Source organism: Mesorhizobium sp. LNHC252B00 (assembly GCF_000502955.1).
GTDB lineage: Bacteria > Pseudomonadota > Alphaproteobacteria > Rhizobiales > Rhizobiaceae > Mesorhizobium.
Map to the genome: position 1 here is coordinate 61,807 of NZ_AYWO01000017.1, position 21,368 is coordinate 83,174.

18 protein-coding genes and 1 pseudogene are annotated in these 21,368 nt (G+C 62.7%); 7 read left to right on the plus strand and 12 right to left on the minus strand.

The window, feature by feature from the left end; translation table 11 throughout:
- Positions 1–6: 6 nt before the first annotated feature.
- The 5 genes from X744_RS150045 to X744_RS150025 form a co-directional block, all read right to left on the minus strand.
- Positions 7–753: a sugar phosphate isomerase/epimerase gene (locus tag X744_RS150045; protein WP_023760788.1), complete on the minus strand. Its 747-nt coding sequence runs from the start codon at positions 751–753 to the stop codon at positions 7–9.
- 51 nt (positions 754–804) lie between these two features.
- A complete protein-coding gene (gene ugpC, locus X744_RS150040; RefSeq protein ID WP_023760789.1) occupies positions 805–1,902 on the minus strand; it encodes a sn-glycerol-3-phosphate ABC transporter ATP-binding protein UgpC in 1,098 nt (365 codons plus the stop codon).
- Positions 1,903–1,907: 5 nt separating this feature from the next.
- Entirely contained in the window at positions 1,908–2,846 is a 939-nt protein-coding gene (locus X744_RS150035; protein WP_031260681.1) for a carbohydrate ABC transporter permease, read from the minus strand.
- Entirely contained in the window at positions 2,843–3,730 is an 888-nt protein-coding gene (locus X744_RS150030) for a sugar ABC transporter permease (protein WP_023760791.1), read from the minus strand. The genes X744_RS150035 and X744_RS150030 overlap by 4 nt, the downstream gene beginning before the upstream one ends.
- A 76-nt stretch (positions 3,731–3,806) precedes the next feature.
- Positions 3,807–5,045, minus strand: coding sequence for an ABC transporter substrate-binding protein (locus X744_RS150025; RefSeq protein WP_023760792.1), 1,239 nt, complete (start codon positions 5,043–5,045; stop codon positions 3,807–3,809).
- 393 nt (positions 5,046–5,438) lie between these two features.
- Here X744_RS150025 and X744_RS150020 point away from each other — a divergent pair, with 393 nt between their 5' ends.
- On the plus strand, positions 5,439–6,494 hold the full coding sequence (locus X744_RS150020; RefSeq protein ID WP_023760793.1) for a LacI family transcriptional regulator: 1,056 nt from the start codon (positions 5,439–5,441) through the stop codon (positions 6,492–6,494).
- Positions 6,495–6,503: 9 nt separating this feature from the next.
- On the opposite strand, the gene gndA is transcribed toward X744_RS150020, so the two are convergent.
- From gndA to X744_RS01000000170005, 6 genes and pseudogenes are all read right to left on the minus strand, one after another.
- Entirely contained in the window at positions 6,504–7,931 is a 1,428-nt protein-coding gene (gndA, locus tag X744_RS150015) for an NADP-dependent phosphogluconate dehydrogenase (protein WP_023760794.1), read from the minus strand.
- Between the two features lie 142 nt (positions 7,932–8,073).
- Positions 8,074–9,705 carry a copper resistance CopC/CopD family protein gene (locus X744_RS150010; RefSeq protein WP_023760795.1) on the minus strand — a complete coding sequence of 544 codons (1,632 nt, stop codon included), beginning with the start codon at positions 9,703–9,705 and terminating at the stop codon, positions 8,074–8,076.
- A gap of 54 nt (positions 9,706–9,759) precedes the next feature.
- Positions 9,760–10,278, minus strand: a complete 519-nt coding sequence (locus X744_RS150005) for a YcnI family protein (protein WP_023760796.1) — start codon at positions 10,276–10,278, stop codon at positions 9,760–9,762.
- A gap of 39 nt (positions 10,279–10,317) precedes the next feature.
- Entirely contained in the window at positions 10,318–10,857 is a 540-nt protein-coding gene (locus X744_RS150000) for a copper chaperone PCu(A)C (protein WP_023760797.1), read from the minus strand.
- A 98-nt stretch (positions 10,858–10,955) separates the two neighbouring features.
- On the minus strand, positions 10,956–11,312 hold the full coding sequence (locus tag X744_RS149995) for a DUF2946 family protein (RefSeq protein WP_023760798.1): 357 nt from the start codon (positions 11,310–11,312) through the stop codon (positions 10,956–10,958).
- Positions 11,313–11,461: 149 nt separating this feature from the next.
- Positions 11,462–12,345: pseudogene (locus X744_RS01000000170005) on the minus strand (GntR family transcriptional regulator).
- Positions 12,346–12,574: 229 nt separating this feature from the next.
- Between X744_RS01000000170005 and X744_RS149990 the strand changes: the two are divergent.
- The 6 genes from X744_RS149990 to X744_RS149965 all read left to right on the plus strand — a co-directional run bounded on the left by X744_RS149990 (position 12,575) and on the right by X744_RS149965 (position 20,236).
- Positions 12,575–14,080 (plus strand): altronate dehydratase family protein, encoded by a 1,506-nt coding sequence (locus tag X744_RS149990; protein ID WP_023760799.1) that lies wholly within the window; start codon positions 12,575–12,577, stop codon positions 14,078–14,080.
- Positions 14,081–14,141: 61 nt separating this feature from the next.
- Positions 14,142–15,140: an aldo/keto reductase gene (locus X744_RS149985; protein ID WP_023760800.1), complete on the plus strand. Its 999-nt coding sequence runs from the start codon at positions 14,142–14,144 to the stop codon at positions 15,138–15,140.
- Positions 15,141–15,469: 329 nt separating this feature from the next.
- On the plus strand, positions 15,470–16,462 hold the full coding sequence (locus tag X744_RS149980) for an ABC transporter substrate-binding protein (RefSeq protein ID WP_023760801.1): 993 nt from the start codon (positions 15,470–15,472) through the stop codon (positions 16,460–16,462).
- Positions 16,463–16,632: 170 nt separating this feature from the next.
- Positions 16,633–18,186, plus strand: a complete 1,554-nt coding sequence (locus X744_RS149975) for a sugar ABC transporter ATP-binding protein (RefSeq protein ID WP_023760802.1) — start codon at positions 16,633–16,635, stop codon at positions 18,184–18,186.
- Positions 18,183–19,148 carry an ABC transporter permease gene (locus X744_RS149970; RefSeq protein ID WP_023760803.1) on the plus strand — a complete coding sequence of 322 codons (966 nt, stop codon included), beginning with the start codon at positions 18,183–18,185 and terminating at the stop codon, positions 19,146–19,148. Before X744_RS149975 ends, X744_RS149970 begins: the two co-directional genes overlap by 4 nt.
- A 68-nt stretch (positions 19,149–19,216) precedes the next feature.
- Positions 19,217–20,236: a zinc-binding alcohol dehydrogenase family protein gene (locus tag X744_RS149965; RefSeq protein ID WP_023760804.1), complete on the plus strand. Its 1,020-nt coding sequence runs from the start codon at positions 19,217–19,219 to the stop codon at positions 20,234–20,236.
- Positions 20,237–20,504: 268 nt separating this feature from the next.
- On the opposite strand, the gene phnF is transcribed toward X744_RS149965, so the two are convergent.
- Positions 20,505–21,254 carry a phosphonate metabolism transcriptional regulator PhnF gene (gene phnF, locus X744_RS149960; protein WP_023760805.1) on the minus strand — a complete coding sequence of 250 codons (750 nt, stop codon included), beginning with the start codon at positions 21,252–21,254 and terminating at the stop codon, positions 20,505–20,507.
- Positions 21,255–21,368 lie beyond the last annotated feature (114 nt).

Below are 21,368 nucleotides of genomic sequence, written 5' to 3' on the forward strand. Positions count from 1 at the left end.
TTGCTCCTAATAGGTCTTGACGGCTGCGATGGAGCGGCGGGCGAAGCGCTCGATGTCGTTGGGGTTGTCCTGTTCCATGACGTAGTATTGGGCAGCACTTTTGGCGCGCAGCACCTTTATCAGACCGGCCCAGTCGATGGTGCCATGGCCGACATCCGACCAGCCATCCTCATCCAGCCCCTCGCCCGGCTTGGCCATGTCCTTGACATGGACGGCGCTGATGCGCTTGCCGTACTTCTCGATCCAGGGCAACGGATCATCGCCACCGCGCACCACCCAGGCGACGTCCATCTCCCAGCCGATGTCGGGTGCTGCCGACAGAATGAGATCCTGCGGCACCGAGCCGTCGGCGAGCTTCTTGAATTCGAAATCATGGTTGTGCCAGGCAAAGCCGTAGCCGGCCCTCTTCGCGGCGTCGCCGACCTTGGCCAGCCGCTCGCCGAAGCCGCGCCAGCCGGCCGCATCGGATGGCCGCTGGTCGGGCATCAGGAAAGGGCAGATGAGCAGGTTGATGCCAAGCGCGTCTGCAATCTTGCACACGCCGTCGAAATCGTTCTCGAGCGCGTCGATCGAGAAATGTCCCGTCGGCATGGCGAGCCCGTTCTTGTCGAGTTCAGCGCGAAAGGCCTTGGGATCATCATAGACGCCGCCAAAGCCTTCGACCTGGGTGTAGCCGAGCTTGCCGAGCGTGGCGAGCACACCTTCCCAGGGCTGGAAATTGCGGGCGCTGTAGAGTTGGAATGACCAGTTCATCGTCTCTGTCCGTTTTGCTTGGGATTGTCGGTGGAGGATGGTTGTCGAGAGCTAGATGCGGTTGCCGGTTTCGGCGTCGAAAAGCGAGGCCCGCATCGGATCGAAGCCGACCGTCACCGCCTCATCATTGTTGGGCGTGCGTTCCGACGTCACCCGGACGCTGAAATTCTGCTGGGCAAGCTTCAGCCAGACCAGCGTGTCGGAGCCCATCGGTTCGACCACCTCGACATTGGCGGCGGTCGAGAATGGCCAGCCCGTGCCGCTGTTCAGGCTGACATGCTCGGGCCTGATACCGAATACGGCGGGGCCGGCGGCTGGAGGACCGGCAAAGTCATAAGTGCCGAGTGGTATCTCGAGAGAGTCGGCCACGAACCGCCAACCGCCGTCGGCGTCTTCAAGACGGCCGTTGATGAAGTTCATCGCCGGCGAGCCGAGGAAGCCGGCGACGAAGCGGTTGACCGGCCTGTTATAGATGGTTTGCGGCGCATCGAGCTGCTGGATGACGCCGCCCTTCATCACCGCGATACGGTCGGCCAGCGTCATCGCCTCGATCTGGTCGTGGGTGACGTAGATCATGGTGTTCTGCAACTTGCGATGCAGCAGCTTGATCTCGACGCGCAACTCGGCCCGCAGCTTGGCATCAAGATTGGACAGCGGCTCGTCGAACAGGAAAACATCGACATCGCGCACCAGGGCCCGTCCGATCGCCACGCGCTGGCGCTGGCCGCCGGAGAGTGCCGCCGGTTTGCGCTGCAGCAGGGGCTCGATCTGCAGGATCTCGGCGGCCCGTGCGATGCGCTTGGCGATCTCGTCTTTCGGCGTGCCGGCGACACGCAGGCCGAAGGACAGGTTCTTCTCTACCGTCATTTGCGGGTAGAGCGCGTAGGACTGGAAGACCATGCCGATGCCGCGGTCCTTGGGCTCTTCCCAGGTGACATTCTTGCCCTTGATGAAGATGCGGCCTTCGGAAACGTCGAGCAGGCCGGCTATGCAGTTGAGCAAGGTCGACTTGCCGCAGCCGGAAGGCCCGAGCAGCACGATGAACTCGCCCTCGGCGACGTCGAGATTGAGCGTCTCCAGGACAGTCACCACACCGAAATTCAGCGACAGGTCCTGGATAGAAACGCTGGTGCCGTTGGCTGCCGTCATCGCCGTCATCCCTTCACCGCGCCGGCGGCGATGCCCCGCACGAAAAGCTTACCGGAAATGAAGTAGACGACGAGCGGCACGAGCCCGGTGAGGATGGTGGCGGCCATGTTGACATTGTACTCCTTCACGCCTTGCACCGAGTTGACGATGTTGTTGAGCTGCACCGTCATCGGATAGGTATCGGGGCGGGTGTAGACGACGCCAAACAGGAAGTCGTTCCAGATGCCGGTCACCTGCAGGATGATGGCCACGACGAAGATCGGCAGCGACATCGGCAGCATGATCCGCAGGAAGATGCCCCAGAAGCCTGCCCCGTCGACGCGCGCCGCCCTGAACAGCTCTTCCGGCATCGAGGCAAAATAATTTCGGAAAAGCAGCGTCAGGATCGGCATGCCGAAAATGGAATGGACGATCACCAGCCCGCTGAGACTCCCATAGAGGCCGATCTCGCGCAGGATGATGACGATCGGATAGATCATCACCTGATAGGGGATGAAGGCGCCGACGATCAGGATGACGAAAAATGTGTCGGCGCCCTTGAAGCGCCAGTTGGCCAGCGCGTAACCGTTCACCGAGGCTATAGCGATCGACAGCAGCACCGACGGCACGGTAATGCGCACCGAATTCCAGAAGCCGCGCGAAAGCCCGTCGCAGTTGAGCCCGGTGCAGGCGGTCGACCACGCCTTGACCCAGGGCTCGAAGGTGATCTCGAGTGGCGGCGAAAAGATGTTGCCGAGCCGGATCTCCGGCATGCCCTTGAGCGAGGTGACGACCATCACATAGAGCGGCAACAGGTAGTAGGCCGCCATGACAAACAATGTGCCGTAGAGAAAGATGTTGCGGCGCGAAATCATGCGGCGCGGCTTCGGGCCGTAGGGACCGATGATGTCCTGGCGCGCGCCGGCGGCAACGCTTGTTTCAGCGGTGGTGTTTGCAATGTTCATTTGCGCCGCCCGAATTCGAGATAGGCCCAAGGCACGATGACGATTACCACCGAAAGCAGCATCATGGTCGAGGCGGCAAAACCCTGGCCGAGGTTCTGGGCGAAGAACATGTAGTCATAGACGTATTTGGCGGGCACTTCGGAAGCGATGCCCGGGCCGCCGCTGGTCTGGGCCACGACGAGGTCGTAGACCTTCACGATGCCGGACGCGATGATGACGAGCGTGGTGATGAAGACCGGCCGCATCATCGGGATGACGATGAACAGATAGGTTTTCCACATCGGTATCCCATCCACCCGCGCGGCTTTCCAGATGTCCTCGTCGATGCCACGCAGTCCGGCCAGCATCAGGCACATGATGAGCCCGGTGCCTTGCCACAGTGCCGCGATCGATATGCCGTAGATGACGATGCTGGAATTGTAGAGCGGGTCGAAGCTGAAGCTCTCCCAGCCCAGCCCCCGCACCACATGCTGAATGCCGAAGTCCGGGTTGAGCAGCCACTGCCATACTAGGCCGGTAACGATGAACGAGAGCGCAAAGGGATAGAGGAAGATGGTCCGGAACGTGTCCTCGAAGCGTATCTTCTGGTCGAGCAGCGCGGCAAGGAGGAAGCCGACGACCAGTGAGAACACCAGTGAGATCGCGCCGTAGATTAGCAGGTTCTCGATCGAGATCAGCCAGCGTGGCGTCGCCCACAGCCGGTAATATTGGTCAAGCCCGACGAAATTCAGCCGCGGCAAGAGCTTCGAATTGGTGAAGGAGTAGAGCACCGTCCAAACGGTACCGCCGACGAAAACCGCCATCGCGGTTAGGATCATCGGGATCGAGGCGACCTTCGCATTGAGGTTGCGGAACAGCGGGTTGGGGCGTTCGCTCTTGCTCATGTCGTCAGCCGGCTGGGTAAGGACGGTCTGCTCCCGGCCCTGTTACGGCCGGGAGCGAGGTGAGTAGACTTCAACGTCAGTCCGCCGAAGCGATGAGGGCGGCGAAGCGCTTCTGCGCCTCTTCCACGGTCAAGTCCGGCTTGGCGAAAAATTCGGCGAAGAGATCTTCCTTCTGCTTCTGGGTGTCTTGTGAAAGCAACTGGTCCGTCCACGGTATGACGGCGCCCTTGGCGAGGATCGCGAGGCCTTTCTTCATGCAGTCGTTCGCGGCATTGAGATCGACGTCGCCGCGTACCGGCAGCGAACCCTTCTTGAGATTGAAGGCAACCTGCGTCTTGGGATCGAGCAGCGTTTCGGCCAGCACCTCCTGCGCCTTGGACTTGTCGGCATCCTTCAGCAGCGGGAAGTAGAACGCGTCGCCGCCTGTGGCGATGACTTCATTCAGCCCCAGTCCTGGCAGACACGTATAGTCCTTGCCTGCGGTCTTGCCGGCAACCTGGAACTCACCCTGTGCCCAGTCGCCCATGATCTGGCCGCCGGCCTTGCCGGTGATGACGAGGTTGGTCGCCTGGTTCCAGTCCTGCACATTGGTGTTCTTCGCCATCTTGCGGGCATCGTCCGCAGCCTTGAAGACCTTGGCTACTTCTGGCCCGGCGGCAAAAGTCGCGTCCTTGTCCTTGTAGACCTTGAGGAAGGTGTCTGTGCCACCGACCGCTGCCAAAAGCACGTCGAAGGCGCCTGAGGATTGCCAGGCCTGTCCGCCGACGGCGAGCGGGATGATGCCCGCCTTCTCCAGCGCGGGCGCTGCCGCAACGAATTCATTCCAGTCCTTCGGCAATGGCACGCCGGCCTTCTCGAAGGCCTCGTTCGACAGCCACAGCCACTGCCAGGAATGGATGTTGACCGGCACGCAATAAATCTTGCCGTCGATGGTGCAGCTGTCGAGCAGGCTCTTCGGCCGCACGACTTCCGTCCACTTGCCCTTGGTTGCGACATCGGTGAGGTCGCGCATCAGGCCGGCCTGGACCAGCTCTTCAGCCTGCCGGCCATGATTGAACTGGGTGGCGCCCATCGGATCGCCACCGGTGATGCGGCTGATCATGATCGGCCGCGCCGTGCCGCCGGAGCCGGCGATGGCGCCGTCGACCCAGTGATTGCCGGTGGCGTCGAAAGCCTTGGCCAACTCGGCGACAGCCGCGGCCTCGCCGCCTGAAGTCCACCAATGGGTGACCTCCAGGTCGGTTGCGGCGGCCGGACCGGCGAACTGCAGTGCGGCTGTCGCCGCCAGCGCAGCGGTCAAAAGTTTATAGCGCATTTCGGTTCCTCCCAGAATCTGAAACGTTACAGATTTTCGATACGGGAATTGCGCGGCCTGCGCAACCCCATGAACCAAGCGAGTTCCACATTTTTTCGAGTGACGAACAAATTCGCATGAGCATGTGCGCTGCAACATGGCTTGCTGCAATGCAAAATGCCAAAATGATGCGTAAGAGCCGGCAAAACCGATGACGAGGGCGATTTCTTCTGGATTCCAGTGGGTTTCGCAAAGCGGGCGTCTACCTCGCCACGAGTGGTCGGCATCTCGACATTGGCAATCTGTAACGTTTCAGTATATTGAAGCCCCGCCGGGCTGGAACGCATACCATATCGCAATGACGACGATTGCCCGCCCGGCCTACGGCTGCTATGCGCCTGACGGGCGGGACGAATGGACAGACGGCATACGGAAAAGAACGAGGAAGCGTCGGCGCAGGGGCGACCGACGCTGAAAACGCTTGCCTTCATGACCGGGCTCGGCGTCACCACCGTGTCGCGCGCCCTGAAGGATGCCCCGGAAATCGGCGCCGAAACCAGGCGCCGCGTCCAACTCGTTGCCAAGCAGATCGGCTATCGGCCGAACCGCGCTGGCGTGCGCCTGCGCACGGGCCGGACCAATGTCATCAGCCTGGTGCTCAACACCGATCGCGAGATCATGAGCTTCGTCTCGGATATCATCTACGGCGTTTCGGAAGTGCTCGCCGAAACGCCCTATCACCTGATCGTCACGCCCTATTCGCGCTCGCAGGATCCGATGGAGCCGATCCGCTATCTGGTCGAGACCGGCTCGGCCGACGGCGTCATCATCTCACGCACCCAGCCCAACGATCCGCGCGCCCGCTATATGCTTGAGCACGGCATGCCTTTTGCCACGCATGGCCGCACCGACATGGGTCTCGTGCACCCCTACCATGACTTCGACAACCATGCGTTCGCGAGTGCAGCCGTGCGCCGGTTGGCCAGCATAGGCCGGCGCAGGCTGGCACTTCTGTCGCCACCGCCCGGACTGACCTACTACAGCCATACGTTGAACGGCTTTGCCGATGCGCTAAGCGAGGTCGGCGCCAGCGAAATTCCGTTCAACACCGTTTCCATCGATCACACGATCGAGCAGATCAGGATGAGGACGGCTCAGGTGATGCGCCGTGATGTCAGGCCGGACGGCTTCGTCAGCAGCGCCGCCGCGGCGACGCTGGCCATCGTCGCCGGCATCGAGGATGCCGGTCTCAAGCTCGGCCGCGATGTCGATGTCGTATCGAAGCAGTCGTCGGACCTGCTGCACCTGTTCCGCAGGGAATTGCTGGTCGTCAACGAGAATTTCCGGTTGGCTGGCTCCGAACTTGCCCGCTCGGTGCTCGGCTTGATTGGCGGCGCCGCACCAGGCTCTTTGCAGAGCCTTGTCGTCGCCGGCGACGTCCAGGCGTTCAGCTCGCCAGTGCCCGCCTAACCCGCGATGCTAGCCAGCCGCTCCGCTGCCCCACGGCCCGTGGAACGCGCCCGCATCGTCGATGCGTTCAAAACCGTGCGCGCCGAAGAAGTCGCGCTGAGCCTGGATCAGGTTCGAGGTGCCGCGGCCCTGGCGGTAACTGTCGAAATAGGCAAGTGCCGAAGACAGCGCCGGCACCGGCGAACCGGCCTCCGATGCCCGTGCCACGACACGACGCAGCGAGGGATGCGCCTCCTGCATCAATGAGATGAAGGCCGGCGCCATCAGAAGATTGGTCGAGGCGCCGCCATTGCTGAAGGCTTCCGCCATGGTGTCGAGCATCTGCGAGCGGATGATGCAGCCGGCGCGCCAGATCTTGGCGATGGTCGGCATCGGCAGGTTCCAGTTGAACTCCTTGGAGGCGCCGCTCATCACAGCGAAACCTTGCGCATAGGCTGATATCTTGCCGGCGAACAGCGCCAGTTCGAGGTCTTTCAACAAGGCATCCCTGTCACCGGAAATCCTGGTCACGCCGATATTGCCATAGGCCTTTTCCGCCGCCAGTCGCTCGTCCTTGATCGACGACAGAACGCGCGCCGCCACCGCCGCTTCGATCGCGGTCGCCGGAATGCCGAGCTGCTGCGCCTCGATGACCGACCATTTGCCGGTGCCCTTCTGGCCGGCACGGTCGAGGATGATGTCGACCACCGGCCTGCCGGTCTTCGGATCGTCGGCGGCCAGCACCTTGGCAGTGATCTCGATCAGGTAGGAATTGAGCCGGCCCTTGTTCCAGTTGGAAAACACCGTGCCGATGTCCTTCGGTCCCATGCCAAGGCCGTCGCGCAGAATGCCGTAGATCTCGGCGATCATCTGCATGTCGGCATATTCAATGCCATTGTGGATGGTTTTTACGAAATGCCCGGCGCCGTCCGTGCCAAGCCATGCCGCGCACGGTTCGTCCTTGAACTTGGCGGAGATCGCGGTCAGCACCTTCTCGACGCGCTTCCAGGAATCCTCCGTGCCGCCAACCATGATCGACGGTCCGTGGCGCGCGCCCTCCTCGCCGCCGGACACGCCCATGCCGATAAAGGTGAGGTCCGAGCCGGAAAGCTCGGCGAAGCGCCGCATCGTATCGCGGAAATTGGCATTGCCGGCATCAATGACGATGTCGTTGGCCGACAGCACGCCGCGCAAGGCGGCGATCTGTTCGTCGACCGGCTTGCCGGCCAGCACCATGATGATGATCGGGCGCGGTGGACGGATGGCGGCGGCAAGCTCTTCCAGGCTGTAGCAGGGCACCACCCTACTCCTGAGCGCGCCGGCATTCTCGACGAAAGCGTCGGTGCGCGCCCTGGTGCGGTTGAAGACGGCGATGCGATGCCCGTGCTCGGCGATGTTGAGCGCCAGGTTGGAGCCCATCGTGCCAAGGCCGATCAGGCCGATTTCGGCTTTTTCCATCGTTTTCCTACCCTTCGGGTTTGTTGATTGCAGCCCGCAATTTTGTCGGGATGATTGACGGGCCTTTTGGGTCGCGTCAACCGCCTTGCCGAATTGTGTTGCAGCAGACCATGATGAGTTTGGCCTTGAGAGCGTCTGGCGGTCAGGGCCTGATGTCGATTGGCGCCTCGATCTTTACCAACTCGAAGTCCGACACCAGAATGTCGATGCGCACCGTCCATCGGCCGGGCACCGGTATGACGAGATTGTCGACGCGCCAGCTGCCGTCGCCGGGCTTGGTCGCCGCGCGTTTGAGCGGTTCGATGCCGGAATCGGGCTTCGACAGCACCAGCGTCACCTCCTTGGCGTCGAACGGTCCGAAATCGCCGGTCATGATGATCATCGAGGCGACAACTGGTCCGGCATGGCCGGGCGTGATGCTGAGATCGGCCATCGCTTGCAGCGCATGGATGTGAACCGAGGCCGGTTGCGCCGCAGCGATCGCCAGTGCCCGTGGCGGCGGCGTGAAACGCCAGCCCGCGGCCACGCCGAAGATAGCCAGCACGATCAGCAGTTCGACGCCGATCGAGTGGGAGAGCCTGCGTTGCACCTGCGTCGATCCGGTCTCGGCCGCCGCAGTGAGTTTCCAGCGATTGACGGCGGCGAGCGTGAAGAGAAAGACCAGCAGCCCGAGCTTGACCAACAGCAGCCAGCCATAGGCCGTGTTGATCAGCGCCGAGGGCGTTTGCACCTGGATGACGGCAAGCACGACACCGGCAGCCGCTAGCGCGGCCACTACCGGCACGATCAGCCTAGAAAACGCACGTAGGAATGGCGCGGCCTCCGCCGATTGCCCCTTCAGCGCCAGGCCGAGCGGCATCAGCGCGCCGGCCCAGAAGGCAATGCCAACGCCGTGCAGGAACACCATTGGCCGCGTCAGCCATTGCGGCTCGGCGGCACTGGCATGGCCGCTGGCGGCAAGCGCGACACCCACCCCGGCCAGGCCGGCCAGCGCAAATGGCTTGGCGGCGGCGCGCGGTCCGGCCAGCGACAGCAGGCCGAGCCCCAGCGCGATCAGCGCGACCAGCACCGTCCAGCCGAAGCTGGTGCCGAGCCCGGTCCGCCAGATGACCGGCTGCGCCAGATTGGAGAGCGGTGCCCCGAGCGCATCAAGCCCCTGCAAGCCGAGCGACAGCGGTGCCGCGACCAACCCACCCAAGATTGCAGCCGCGATGAAGCGCTGTCCGGCGTGGGCATCCCGGGCCAGCCAGGCAAGGGCAAAGGCGCCGCCGACGCCGAGCAAGAGCCCGATGTAGAGAAAGACCTTGCCGATCCAGATCGCCGATCGCAGCGACCAGTCGACGGCTTCGGACACCGCCGGCGGCGCACTTGGCGCGCCGATGGAAAACAGGAGGGAGCCACCGACCGGATGGCCGTCGGCGGAAATGACGCGCCAGCTCAAAACGTGCGTGCCGGGTGCGAGCTCCTGCGGGTTGTCGATTTCGACCGTCTGGTCGTTGAGACGGAAGGCAGTCAGCGGGACCGGCGTGCCATCGGGCTTCACCAGGGTCAGCACCAGCGGCGAGACCGGCTCGCTGAAGGTGAGCGAGAACTGTGCCGGCCCCTGTTCCAGCACCGCGCCGTCGGCCGGATCGGTCTTGATCAGCGCGGCATGGGCGAAGGCCTGATTTGCCATGATGGCGAGAAACACGATCAGGGCCAGCAGGCCGACGACAAGCCGGCCGGCGCGGTGGCCGGTCGTGGAAGCCGTTTGCAGGTAGGACGTCATGCTCATGTCACCACCACAAAAGATAGCGGCGCGCTCTTGCGAGCGCGCCGCCCGAAAAGATCATTTCTTCGGCAGCAGTTTGATGCCGGGCGCCGGGTTTTCGAGGGCGTCTTCATCCTGGCCCGCTGCGGGGATTTCGATCCAGCGGACGGTGGCACCGTCGCATTCCTGCACCACCGGAAAGTAAAGCGTCTGGCCCACCGGGAGATCCTCCGTCAGCGTCGCGCGAAAGACGAACTCGTCGTAGAATTCATCCGGTAGGCTGCCGCCGCTCCAGTCGACTTCCTTGACCCCATCGCTCACCGCCTGACCGTAGAGTTGATAGGATTTGTCGTACTTGCCCTTCTTGGCCTGTAGCGTCCAGCCAGGCTTCGGCATCGGCTTCACCGCGATCACCCCTTCCGGGATCTGCACGCGCACTGCAGTCGTAGCCTTGCCGTCGCAGCCATGCGGCACGCGTAAGATTGCCTTGTAGGTCGAGCCGACGGCCGCTTCCTGGGTTTCGAGCGTGATATGCGCGAAAGCGGCATTTGTCCCGAGCACGAAAAGTGCTGCGGCGGACAAAAGATACTTGTTCATGATGGTTCCTCTGATTTCAAACTGGCGAAGCTGGCCGGATCAATTGGCGTGATCGTCCGTGGCGCCACCACCGATGCCTTCGACGGCGAAATCGACGCTGACGGCGCCGGCCTTCTCGAAGGTCAGCGTGGCGGAAAACTTTTCGCCCTGCTTGGGTTGGCGCTTCAGGCCGAAGAACATCAGATGATAGCCGCCAGGCGCCAGTGCCACCTTGCCGCCGGCCGGAATTTCCAGGCCGCCGGCAACCGGTCGCATGGTCATGACGCCGTCCTTGACGCCCATTTCATGCAGCTCGGCTTTTCCAGAAATATCGGAGGAAATCGACACCAGCCGATCCGGCGCGCTGCCATTGTTGGTGATCGTGAAATAGCCGCCGGCGACCTTGGCGCCCGCCGGTGTGGCGCGCGACCAGGGATGGCCGATCTCGATATCGCCGACCTTGAACTCATGCGCGACGACAGTATGGGCGCCGACGAACAGCAGCGCAAAAGCCAGCATGGCAATGCCGACACGCTCTTCGATGCTGTGTAGAATGCTGCCGAGCATAGGACGCGCGGCGTCCGGGAAAAAATAGGACATGGTTGCTCCATGAAGTGATGGTCGCGCCCGTTGCGGGTCGCGAGCAGTTTGATCTTTGGATGGGTACGCCCACTAAAGGTTCCGGCGGGCAAGCAGGCTCAGGCCGTCGGCGGCGGCGCGCGCGGGTTCGATGGCGACCGCTCACGCGCGAAGTCGAGATGGATGGCCGCCCGGAAGACAAAGGCTACCGTTTCAAAGGACCGACTGTCCAGTGTAGGCCCGGCATCGGGCGGCGGCGCAAAGGCCGGCGAAAACATGCCGCAGCCGAACACGCAGCATGCCGGCTGATGGGATGGCGGCTGGTTGCCGCCGGGAAGCTGGGTGGCACCCCCATGGGTGCAGATGACGTTGCCAAAGGCATCGAGTTGTGACGCATTCGGCACGTTTCCGAAGGCGAAAGCGCCGAGCGTCGACTGGAGCAACAGCAGATAGGCCGCGACAAGCGCGACCGGTATGCTCCACCGTCTCCTCGATACGCCCAAAACCCTGCCTCTTCGCAGCAATGCAACATTCCTAGCACGAGGCCGTCGGGTGGAAAATCGCCAATTCGATGCTGCGGCAACGCGGCAGGAAGCGCGTCGCAGCCCTTCAGATGCGACGCGCCTTATGATTTTTGGGGCGACCGCATTTCGGGGATCGAGGTCAGCAAGGTCTGGCGCGCCGACTTCAGGTGCTTGCGGCAGGCGGCGTCGACCTTGCCGAGATCGCGTGATTTCAGCGCCTCTATATAGACCAGATGCTCATTGATCGCGACTTCGTTGCGTTCGCGTTCTCGCGTCTTGTTCCATTGGTAGTGATAGTGAAAGATCATGGCGATGACATCGTAGAAATCCACGATGAACCGGTTATGCGACGCCCGGTGGATGAGCCGGTGGAAGCGCTCGTCCAACTCGGAGAATTCGTTGAAGCGGGTGGCGATCTCGCTTGCCNGGCTTGGCGCCCTGGAAGCCATCACCATAGATCATGGTGCAGGTCGGCGAAGGCTGCCGCCGAGCGCAGTTCGAACATCTCACGGATTTCAGTCAACTCCAGCGCGAAAGCGCGCGTGAAACCCTTAAGCACCCAGTGGCTGTTGCGGCGCTTCTCGATCAGGCCGAAGCGCGAGAAGCGGATCAGGAACTCGCGCACGCTGGTGGTGCCGACGCCGATCTCGCGCGCCAGTTCGAGTTCGTTGATCTGCATGCCGGCTTCCGCTCCGCCGGCAAGCAGGCGCCGCATGAACGACCGCTCGATGATCTCGGCCAGCGTGTCGGTTTCTTCCTCGGGGAAGAAATCATCGGGACGCGGTTCGCGCAGCACCGTCTTGGCACGTTTGTTCCAGGCGATCAGCCCGGTCTCTTCCATGCGCGCAAGAATCGTTCGTACCGTGGTGCGGCTGACGCCAAGCAAAGTGCCCAGTTCCGGCTCCGAAGGCAGGCTGCGCGTCTCGCCGAGCAGCCGCAGGCAGCGGTTGTAGGCATCCTTATAGACGTTGTTGCTCTTCGACATCCCTGACCCGTTGCACGCCGTCGCTTGCGGCCGTCGGCCGGAAGCGCAATATGATGTTCCCATGACCCCTGAAAGCGAAATTCGCTTTCCTGAACGCCGATGGACATGCGGAACTCCCCCGCGAAAAAACAATTGACGCAAAATTGTTTTTTCACGATAAAAGACATTATATCTAAACAGGCGCGTGTCAATCCGCCCGCGCACCCCAGGATCACCCAGGAAACCGCCCGTGAACGCCTCCAACTGCATCCTCCTGTCCCCCGCCGACAATGTCGCCGTCGCTAACGGCCGCATCGAGATCGGCACCGTGCTGCCGGGCGGCGCCCTCGCCGCTGCTCCGATCGAACCTGGCCATAAGGTGGCGATCAAGCCGATCGCCGGTGGCGAGGCCGTGGTCAAATACGCGCAGGCGATCGGCCGTGCGACACAGGATATTGCAGCCGGCGAGCACGTTCATTCCCACAATCTCGTTTTCGAGTCCGGTCGCTTGCCGGTCGTGCCGCCGAGCGAGGCCGAGCACGCAACGGAAGCAGACCGCGCCCGCACCTTCATGGGCTATCGCCGCGCCGATGGCCGCGCAGGCACACGCAACTTCATTGGCATCGTCGCGAGCGTCAATTGCTCGGCCACCGTATGCCATTCGATCGCCGATACCGCCAACCGAACCCTGCTGCCGAAATATCCCGGCATTGACGGGTTCGTGCCGATCGTCCACGGCCAAGGCTGCGGCATGAGCGCCACCGGCGACGGCATGATGGTGCTGCACCGCACGCTTGCCGGTTATGCCCGCCACCCGAATTTCGGCGGCGTGCTGATGGTCGGCCTCGGCTGCGAGGTCAACCAGCTCACCCTTTACGGCCAGAAGGGCGTCGCTGCCGGCAAACGCCATTTCAACATCCAGGACGCCGGCGGTTCGCGTAAATCGGTCGAAAAGGCGATGGGCGTGCTGGCTGAGATTGCCGAGGAAGTCGGCCAGTTGAAGCGTGAGCCGATCCCGGTCAGCGAGATCGTCGTCGGCCTTCAATGCGGCGGCTCCGACGGCATGTCGGGCATTACAGCCAATCCGGCGCTGGGTGCTGCCGTCGATATCTTGGCTGGCGTCGGCGGCATCGGCATTCTCTCCGAGACCACGGAAATATACGGCGCCGAACATCTGCTTGCCTATCGCGCGGCAACGCCGGAGATCGCGCAGAAGCTCGACGGCTTCGTGAAGTGGTGGGAAGATCACGTCGCCAAGCACGGCGCCTCGATCGACAACAACCCCTCGCCCGGCAACAAGCGCGGCGGCCTCACCACCATCCTGGAGAAATCGCTCGGCGCGGTCGCCAAGGGCGGCCAGACGCCGCTCAATGGTGTCTTCGGCTATGCCGAAAAGGTCACCGGCAGCGGCTTGGTGTTCATGGACACCCCCGGCTACGACCCGGTCTCGGCGACCGGCCAGGTGGCGGGCGGCGCCAACATCATCGTCTTCACCACGGGCCGCGGCTCCTGCTTCGGTTGCCGGCCGACACCGTCGATCAAGGTCGCCACCAACTCGACCATGTATCATCAGATGGAAGAGGACATGGACGTCAATTGCGGCGTCATTGCCTCCGGTGAAAAGACCATCGCCGGCATGGGCCGCGAGATCTTCGAACTGATTGTGGAGACGGCTTCCGGCCGCAAGACCAAGAGCGAGGATTTCGGCTACGGCGACAACGAGTTCGTGCCCTGGCACCTGGGCGCGACGCTTTAGTTTCCACTGATATCTGAAGATGACCCGGCCGGACAATGGTCGGGAACGGGGAGGTTTTCGCATGAACAAGCGTCGCATCGGTCGCACCGCGCTCGAGGTCACCGAGGTCAGCTTTGGCGGCGCAGCCCTCGGCGGCCTGTACCGCGCCTGTCCGCGCGAAGCCGCGATGGAGACGCTGCAAGGCGCCTGGGAAGCCGGCCTGCGCTATTTCGACACCGCACCCTTCTATGGTTTCGGCCTGTCGGAACGACGCTTCGGCGACTTCCTGCGCTACAAGCCGCGCGATTCCTATGTGCTGTCCACCAAGGTCGGCCGCCTGTTCCGCCCGGTGCCGGATGACCAAGTTCCCGATCACTCCTATGTCGATCCGCTGCCCTTCGCCCTCGATTACGACTATTCCTATGACGGCATCATGCGCTCGGTCGAGTTCAGCTATGCGCGGCTTGGCCTGAACAAGATCGACATCCTGTTCGTCCACGATATCGGCGCCTACACGCATGGCGCCGAGAAGACCAAGCTGCACTTTCGCGATCTGATGGATGGCGGCCTCAAGGCGCTCGAAGAGCTGAAGAGAACAGGTGTCATTTCCGCCTATGGGCTCGGCGTCAACGAGGTGCAGATCTGTCTCGACGTGATGCGCCGGGCGCCGCTCGATTGCATCCTGCTCGCCAGCCGCTATTCCCTGCTCGACCGCAGCGCCGAAGCGGAATTGCTGCCGCTGTGCGGTGCGCAACAGACCTCCTTGGTCATCGGCGGCGTCTTCAACTCCGGCATCCTGGCGACCGGGCCGGTGCAAGGCTCGCATTTCGATTACCGCCCTGCCAGCCATGACGTGCTCGATCGCGTCGGTGCGATGGAAAGGATCGCAGCCGAGGGCGGTTATCCGCTGGCCGCGGCCGCGTTCCAGTTCCCGCTGCATGAACCAATGGTCGCTACCGTGCTGACCGGTACCGCCAAGCTGGCAAACCTGATCCGCAACCTCGAGTTGCTCGACATCGACGTTCCTGAGACGGAATACGCCAGATATCGCCCCCATACCCTGGTGCAGGAGCTGGCGTGAAACGCGATCCGCTCGGTGAACGGCGATCCGGTTTCACACCCTTGCAATCTATAAGAGAATGAATATTCCATATTGACGAATGGGTGGAATTAATATTCCATACGCTCACGGAATGGAAACGGGAGCATTCGATGACGGCGAGGGAAAGCAGTGCGGTGGCTCTGCCTCTGCCAGGCTTCCCGAGAACTGGTCAAACACCGCTTGCATCGGCCGGTTCGATGCACTATCAAAACATGGCAACTGTTTTTTATTGATAAAGTTCTGTTTGGGCTACGCCTATCCGAACGGAGCTTCCGTAACGTTCACCGGGCGACTTAGGGAGGAACCTCATGAAATTCGTGACCAGCATTCTCAACCGCCGCGCTGTCATGGCGCTGGCAGCAGCTTCGATGCTCACCGGCGTCATGCATTCGGCGCCGGTTTCGGCGGCGGATGTGACCATTCCGATCATCGTCAAGGACACCACGTCCTTCTACTGGCAGATCGTTCTGGCCGGCGCCCGCAAGGCCGGCAAGGATCTCGGCGTCAACGTGCCGGAACTTGGCGCCCAGGCTGAAACCGACGTCAACGGCCAAGTCTCGATCCTCGAGAACGCCGTTGCCAGCAACCCGGGGGCCATCGTCATTGCGCCGACCGAGTTCAAGGCGCTTGGCAAGCCGATCGATGAAGCCGCTGCCAAGGTCAAGGTTATCGGCATCGACTCCGGCGCCGACTCCAAGGCCTTCACATCGTTCCTGACCACCGACAATGTGCAGGGCGGCCGCGTTGCTGCCGACGGCCTTGCAGCCGCTATCGGCGCCGCCAACGGCGGTAAGATCGAGGGCGACGTCGCCCTGATCACCAACGCACCGGGCGCCGGCTCGCTCGAACAGCGCAAGCAGGGCTTCACCGAACAGCTGGCCGCCAAATATCCGGGCCTGAAGCTGGTCGCCGACAAATATGCCGACGGCCAGGCCACAACCGGCCTCAACATCGCCACCGACCTGATCACCGCCAACCCGAATCTCAAGGGCATCTTCGCCTCCAACCTGATCATGGCGCAGGGCGTCGGTCAGGCTGTCGCCGAAAACAACCTTGGCGGCAAGCTGGCGCTGGTCGGCTTCGACAGCGACGAGAAGCTGATCAAGTTCCTCAACGACGGCGTCATTTCCGCCCTCGTCGTCCAGGATCCGTACCGGATGGGTTATGACGGCATCAAGACCGCACTCGCCGCCTCTAAGGGCGAAAAGGTCGAGGCCAATGTCGACACCGGCGCCAATCTGGTGACCAAGGACAACATGAAGGACCCCAAAATCGACGCGCTGCTCAATCCGAAGCTCTAAGCCTTCGCATCCAAATCGTTTCCGGGGCCTCGCGCCCCGGAAACATTCGCTGCCGGCACAAACGGCTTGGCAATCCACGAGCCTGAGCTAGGCTGTCTTCGCGGCATATCCTTGCCTCGCCGCGTGCCAATCGTGAGGCCGATCTGGGAGGCCAATCTGGGAGGATTGTCATGACATCGACGGCGCAGGAACTGCATCCGGCCCCTGTGCTGGAGCCTGGCAGGACCATCCTCGAATTGCGCGGGCTGGAGAAGCGTTATCCCGGCACCCACGCGCTCAAGCCGGTTAACCTCGCCTTCAAGTCCGGCGAGATCCACGCCATCGTCGGCGAGAACGGCGCCGGCAAATCGACCCTCATCAAGCTTTTGACCGGCGTCATGCCGCGCACCTCCGGAGAGGTCGTCTGGGAAGGCCAGCCGGCTGCTTTGGCGACGCCGCATGAGGCGATGGCGCTCGGCATCAATGCCGTGCACCAGGAGGTCGTGCTGTGCCGTCACCTGACCGTCGCCGCCAACATGTTCCTCGGCGAAGAAAATTCGCGCTTCGGCATCCTGCAGCAGCGCTCCATGGTCAGGCAAGCGCAGAAGATCATCGACGATCTCGGCTTCGACCTGCCGGCGCATGTCACGCTGGGCGACCTGACAATCGGCCAACAACAGCTGATAGCGGCGGCCCGCGCCACCGTGCGCGGTACCAAATTCCTGATCTTCGACGAGCCGACCGCCTACCTCACCCGCAAGGAGGCCGACCAGCTTTTCACCCTGATCCGCCGGCTGAAGGGCGAAGGCGTGACGATCATCTACATCAGCCACCGCATGGAGGAAGTGTTCGAACTCGCCGATCGTGTTTCCGTGCTGCGCGACGGCATGCTGGTCGGCACCCGCAACATCGCCGAGACCAACGACGCCGAGTTGGTCAAGATGATGATCAACCGCTCTATCGAGCAGGTCTACCACAAGGAGCATTTCACGCCGGGCGCCGCGATCATCGAAGCCCGGAACCTTTCCGGCAAAGGGTTTGAAAATGTCTCGATGACGGTTCGCGCCGGCGAGATCGTCGGGCTCTATGGCCTGATCGGCGCCGGGCGCAGCGAGTTCGTCACGACACTTTATGGCCGCCACCGCAAATCGGCCGGCCAGATTCTCTGGGCAGGCAAGGAGGTTCAGGTCAAATCCGAGCATGACGCGATCAAGCTCGGCATGGCGCTGGCGCCGGAAAGCCGCCGCGACCAGGGCCTCTGCCTCAACCTGCCGGTTGGCCTCAATCTCAACCTGCCGATCTACAAGCGCATCTCGAACAATCTGCTGATCTCGAGTGCGCAGGAAAAGACGCAGGCCGATCGCCAGATCGCCGATCTGCGCATCAAGACACCGACGCGCGGCGCTCTGGCGTCCAGCCTGTCGGGCGGCAACCAGCAGAAGATCGTCATCGGCAAATGGCTGGCGCACGGCGCCAAGCTGTTCATCTTCGACGAACCGACTGTCGGCGTCGATGTCGGCACCAAGGCCGAGATCTACCGATTGTTCGGCGCGCTGCTGTCGAAAGGCGCCGGCATCATCCTGATCTCGTCCTATCTGCCGGAAGTCTACGAACTGGCCGACACGCTGCATGTGTTCCGGCGCGGCAAACTGGTGGCGACTCATGGTTTTCGCGGCGCCAGCCACGAGGACATTCTCACGCAGGCGCTCGCCGAGAAACAAGAAAAGCAGGGAGGACAGATATGAGCACCGAGGCGATTGCTGTCGAAAAGCCGAAACGGAACTACAATGTCCTGTTCGGGCTGACGCTTCTGGCGTTGCTGGTTCTGCTCTGGATCGTCCTGTCGGTCGCGACGCCGAGCTTCGCCTCTTCCAATAACATCGCCAACCTGCTGCGGCAGGGTTCGATGATCGCCATCATGGCGGTCGGCCAGACTTTCGTCATCATCACCGGCGGCATCGACCTGTCCGTCGGCGCCGTGGTCGGCTTCGCCACCGTCGTCGCCGCCATGATGATCAATGCCGGCTTCCCGATCTGGCTCGCCATTCTGGTGACGCTGCTGGTCGGTGTTGCCATCGGCATGTTTCACGGCTTCGGCATCGTCAAGATGGGCTTGCCGCCGTTCATCATCACGTTGGCGACGCTGACCTCGCTGCGCGGCATCGGCCTTTTGATGACCAACGGCAATTCGATCAACATCAACAGCGACACCTTCACCGCGTTCTCGCGCAGTTCCTTCATCGGCATCCCCAACCTGTTCTGGATGGTGATCCTGGTCGGCATTCCGGCCTATATCTTCCTGCATCACAGCCGCTGGGGCCGGTATCTGTTCTCGGTCGGCTCCAACGCCGAGGCCTCGCGCCTGTCCGGCGTCAATGTCCAGCGCACCATCTACATGGCCTACACGCTGTCCGGCCTCTGCGCGGCTTTCGTCGGCGTGCTGCTGGCCGCCCGCATCGGCATCGGCAATCCGACCCAGGCTGAGGGCTGGGAGTTGCAGGCGATCGCCTCGTCGGTCATCGGCGGCACCTCGCTGTTCGGTGCCGTCGGCTCGGTGCACGGACCGCTGCTCGGTGCTTTCATCCTGGCCACCATCAACAATGGCGCCAACCTGCTCAACGTCAACTCGTTCTGGCAGCGCATCATCACCGGCGCGCTCATCATCATCATCGTCTACTTCGACGGGCTGCGCCGCCGCGGCAAGTAAACCCCTCGATCAATTGCCGGCCCGTCACGATCGACGGGCCGGCGATTCATTACAGACTGGATTGAAGCATGAAGGCCGTCGTCTGCCGTTCGCCCGGCGATCTTATCCTGGAAGACCGTCCGGCCCCCGGCGCGCCGCCTCCCGGCTGGGCGCTGGTGTCCGTCAGCCATGTCGGCATCTGCGGCACCGACTATCACATCTTCGAGGGCAAGCACCCGTTCCTCGCCTATCCCCGCATCATGGGCCATGAAGTATCGGGTACCGTGGTGGAGCCCGGGGAAGGTGTCGAACTGGCCGTTGGCGAACCGGTCGTCATCAACCCCTATCTTTCTTGCGGCAAGTGCATAGCCTGCCGGCACGGCAAGCCGAATTGCTGCGTCAGCATCGAGGTGCTCGGCGTGCATCGCGACGGCGCCATGTGCGAACGCATCCTGGTTCCGGCACAAAATCTCTATCCGGCCAACGGCCTGTCGCTGGCCGACGCCGCTGCCGTCGAATTCCTGGCCATCGGCGCGCATGCCGTGCGGCGTGCACGGGCCGATCCGGGTGGACGCACGCTGGTCATCGGCGCCGGCCCGATCGGGCTCGGCACCGCCATCTTCGCCCGCATCGCCGGCCTCCACGTGGCACTGCTCGACATGAGCAGTGAAAGGCTCGCCTTCGCCGAGAATGAGCTTGGGTTCCAGACCCTCGACGGTTCGCGCGGCGCGGTGCCCGACATGGTCAAGGAGGCGACATCAGGCGAAGGTTTCGATGTGGTCTTCGACGCCACCGGCAACGCCCAGTCCGTGCAGTCGGCCTTCGCCCATGTCGCGCATGGCGGGACACTGGTGCTGGTCAGCGTCGTCAAGGACGACATCAGCTTTTCCGATCCCGAATTCCACAAACGCGAGATGACGCTGATCGGCAGCCGCAACGCATTGCGCGCCGACTTCGATCATGTTGCCGCTTCGATCAGCAACGGCGCCGTTCCGCTGGCAAAACTCGTCACCCACCGCACCACGCTCGCGGCCACGCCGCGCGATCTCGCCCGCTGGGCGCATGAGAAATCCGGCCTGATCAAGGCTGTGATCGAGGTGGGAGCATAACTTAGCAGGCGGTGAACCCGGCCCGAATTGACGCGGCCCCGCGCAGATCGACCCCCACTCCGTCTCGGCTTCGCCGAGCCACCTCTCCCCCGATCGACGGGGTAGAGGAAGGNCTCCCTTCCTCTCCCTCCGGAGGGGGGAGAGGTGGCTCGGCGAAGCCGAGACGGAGTGGGGGAAGGCGGTCCTCAAACGCCAAGCCGCTGACAGGGGAGCGCGCGACCGATCAGCGCGAGTCAGAAGTCACGGTCTCGTATGAGGCCGCCACTCCCTACAGTGCCGACAGCTTCAACTCCACCCGTTCCGCCGGAAACCGGGACTCCGAAAACTGGATCGGCTGGCCGTCCGGCGTGACGTTGATAGCGACCGTAACCAGCACGATGGCGCCCGGTTGCAGGTCGAGGTCGGCAAGGTCCGCCGCATCGGCGTGGCGCGCCGATAGCACTGTCGATTGCCTGAGATAGTCGTCGATACCGAACCGGGCGAGCGATGCGGTGATCGAGCCGGTCTCCGCCATTGCAGCATCGATACCGGCAAAGCGCCGGGCATCGAACCAGCCGGCAGCGCGCGACACAGGCCGTCCGTCGGCTTCGCCGCGCGTTTCCAGGCGGATCACATCGGCTCCCTTGGCGAGCCCCAGCCCCTCGGCGACGCGCTGGCTGGCCGGCTCGACCGAGGACGCCAGCAGGACGATATGCCGTTCCGATGTCTGCCCTTGCAGGCCCGTTGAAAAGCGTGTGCGCGCACCGATGGGATAGGACAGCCGCCTGCGCGACAGCACGAAGGTGCCGCGCCCCTGCTCGGCCCGCAGCACCCCTTCCTGCACAAGGGCCGATATGGCGCTGCGCACGGTGTGGCGGTTGACGCCATAGCGCTCAGCCAGTGCCATCTCCGGCGGCAGCGCGGCGCTTTCTGCGAAATCGCCGACGGCGATCGCCTGCAGGATCTTCTCGGCGATCTGCCGCCACAGCGAGACGCCGCTGCGCCGCTCGATGCTGTCCGCTGCCAGCCGCCCGACCATTGATTGCCCCCAGTCTTCAAGTGCTTGTCATCCACCCGTCATGGACTCGCGCTAGATAATAGGTATAATTTGTATAATTGTCTATATCAATAGACAAATTTGGCGAAGAGGAAT

Bases quoted from the DNA above. Each gene is read 5' to 3' on its own strand.
- X744_RS150045 (WP_023760788.1), bottom strand. From the start codon at position 753: ATGAACTGGTCATTCCAACTCTACAGCGCCCGCAATTTCCAGCCCTGG.
- ugpC (WP_023760789.1), bottom strand. From the start codon at position 1,902: ATGACGGCAGCCAACGGCACCAGCGTTTCTATCCAGGACCTGTCGCTG.
- X744_RS150035 (WP_031260681.1), bottom strand. From the start codon at position 2,846: ATGAACATTGCAAACACCACCGCTGAAACAAGCGTTGCCGCCGGCGCG.
- X744_RS150030 (WP_023760791.1), bottom strand. From the start codon at position 3,730: ATGAGCAAGAGCGAACGCCCCAACCCGCTGTTCCGCAACCTCAATGCG.
- X744_RS150025 (WP_023760792.1), bottom strand. From the start codon at position 5,045: ATGCGCTATAAACTTTTGACCGCTGCGCTGGCGGCGACAGCCGCACTG.
- X744_RS150020 (WP_023760793.1), top strand. From the start codon at position 5,439: ATGGACAGACGGCATACGGAAAAGAACGAGGAAGCGTCGGCGCAGGGG.
- gndA (WP_023760794.1), bottom strand. From the start codon at position 7,931: ATGGAAAAAGCCGAAATCGGCCTGATCGGCCTTGGCACGATGGGCTCC.
- X744_RS150010 (WP_023760795.1), bottom strand. From the start codon at position 9,705: ATGAGCATGACGTCCTACCTGCAAACGGCTTCCACGACCGGCCACCGC.
- X744_RS150005 (WP_023760796.1), bottom strand. From the start codon at position 10,278: ATGAACAAGTATCTTTTGTCCGCCGCAGCACTTTTCGTGCTCGGGACA.
- X744_RS150000 (WP_023760797.1), bottom strand. From the start codon at position 10,857: ATGTCCTATTTTTTCCCGGACGCCGCGCGTCCTATGCTCGGCAGCATT.
- X744_RS149985 (WP_023760800.1), top strand. From the start codon at position 14,142: ATGAACAAGCGTCGCATCGGTCGCACCGCGCTCGAGGTCACCGAGGTC.
- X744_RS149980 (WP_023760801.1), top strand. From the start codon at position 15,470: ATGAAATTCGTGACCAGCATTCTCAACCGCCGCGCTGTCATGGCGCTG.
- X744_RS149975 (WP_023760802.1), top strand. From the start codon at position 16,633: ATGACATCGACGGCGCAGGAACTGCATCCGGCCCCTGTGCTGGAGCCT.
- X744_RS149970 (WP_023760803.1), top strand. From the start codon at position 18,183: ATGAGCACCGAGGCGATTGCTGTCGAAAAGCCGAAACGGAACTACAAT.
- X744_RS149965 (WP_023760804.1), top strand. From the start codon at position 19,217: ATGAAGGCCGTCGTCTGCCGTTCGCCCGGCGATCTTATCCTGGAAGAC.
- phnF (WP_023760805.1), bottom strand. From the start codon at position 21,254: ATGGTCGGGCGGCTGGCAGCGGACAGCATCGAGCGGCGCAGCGGCGTC.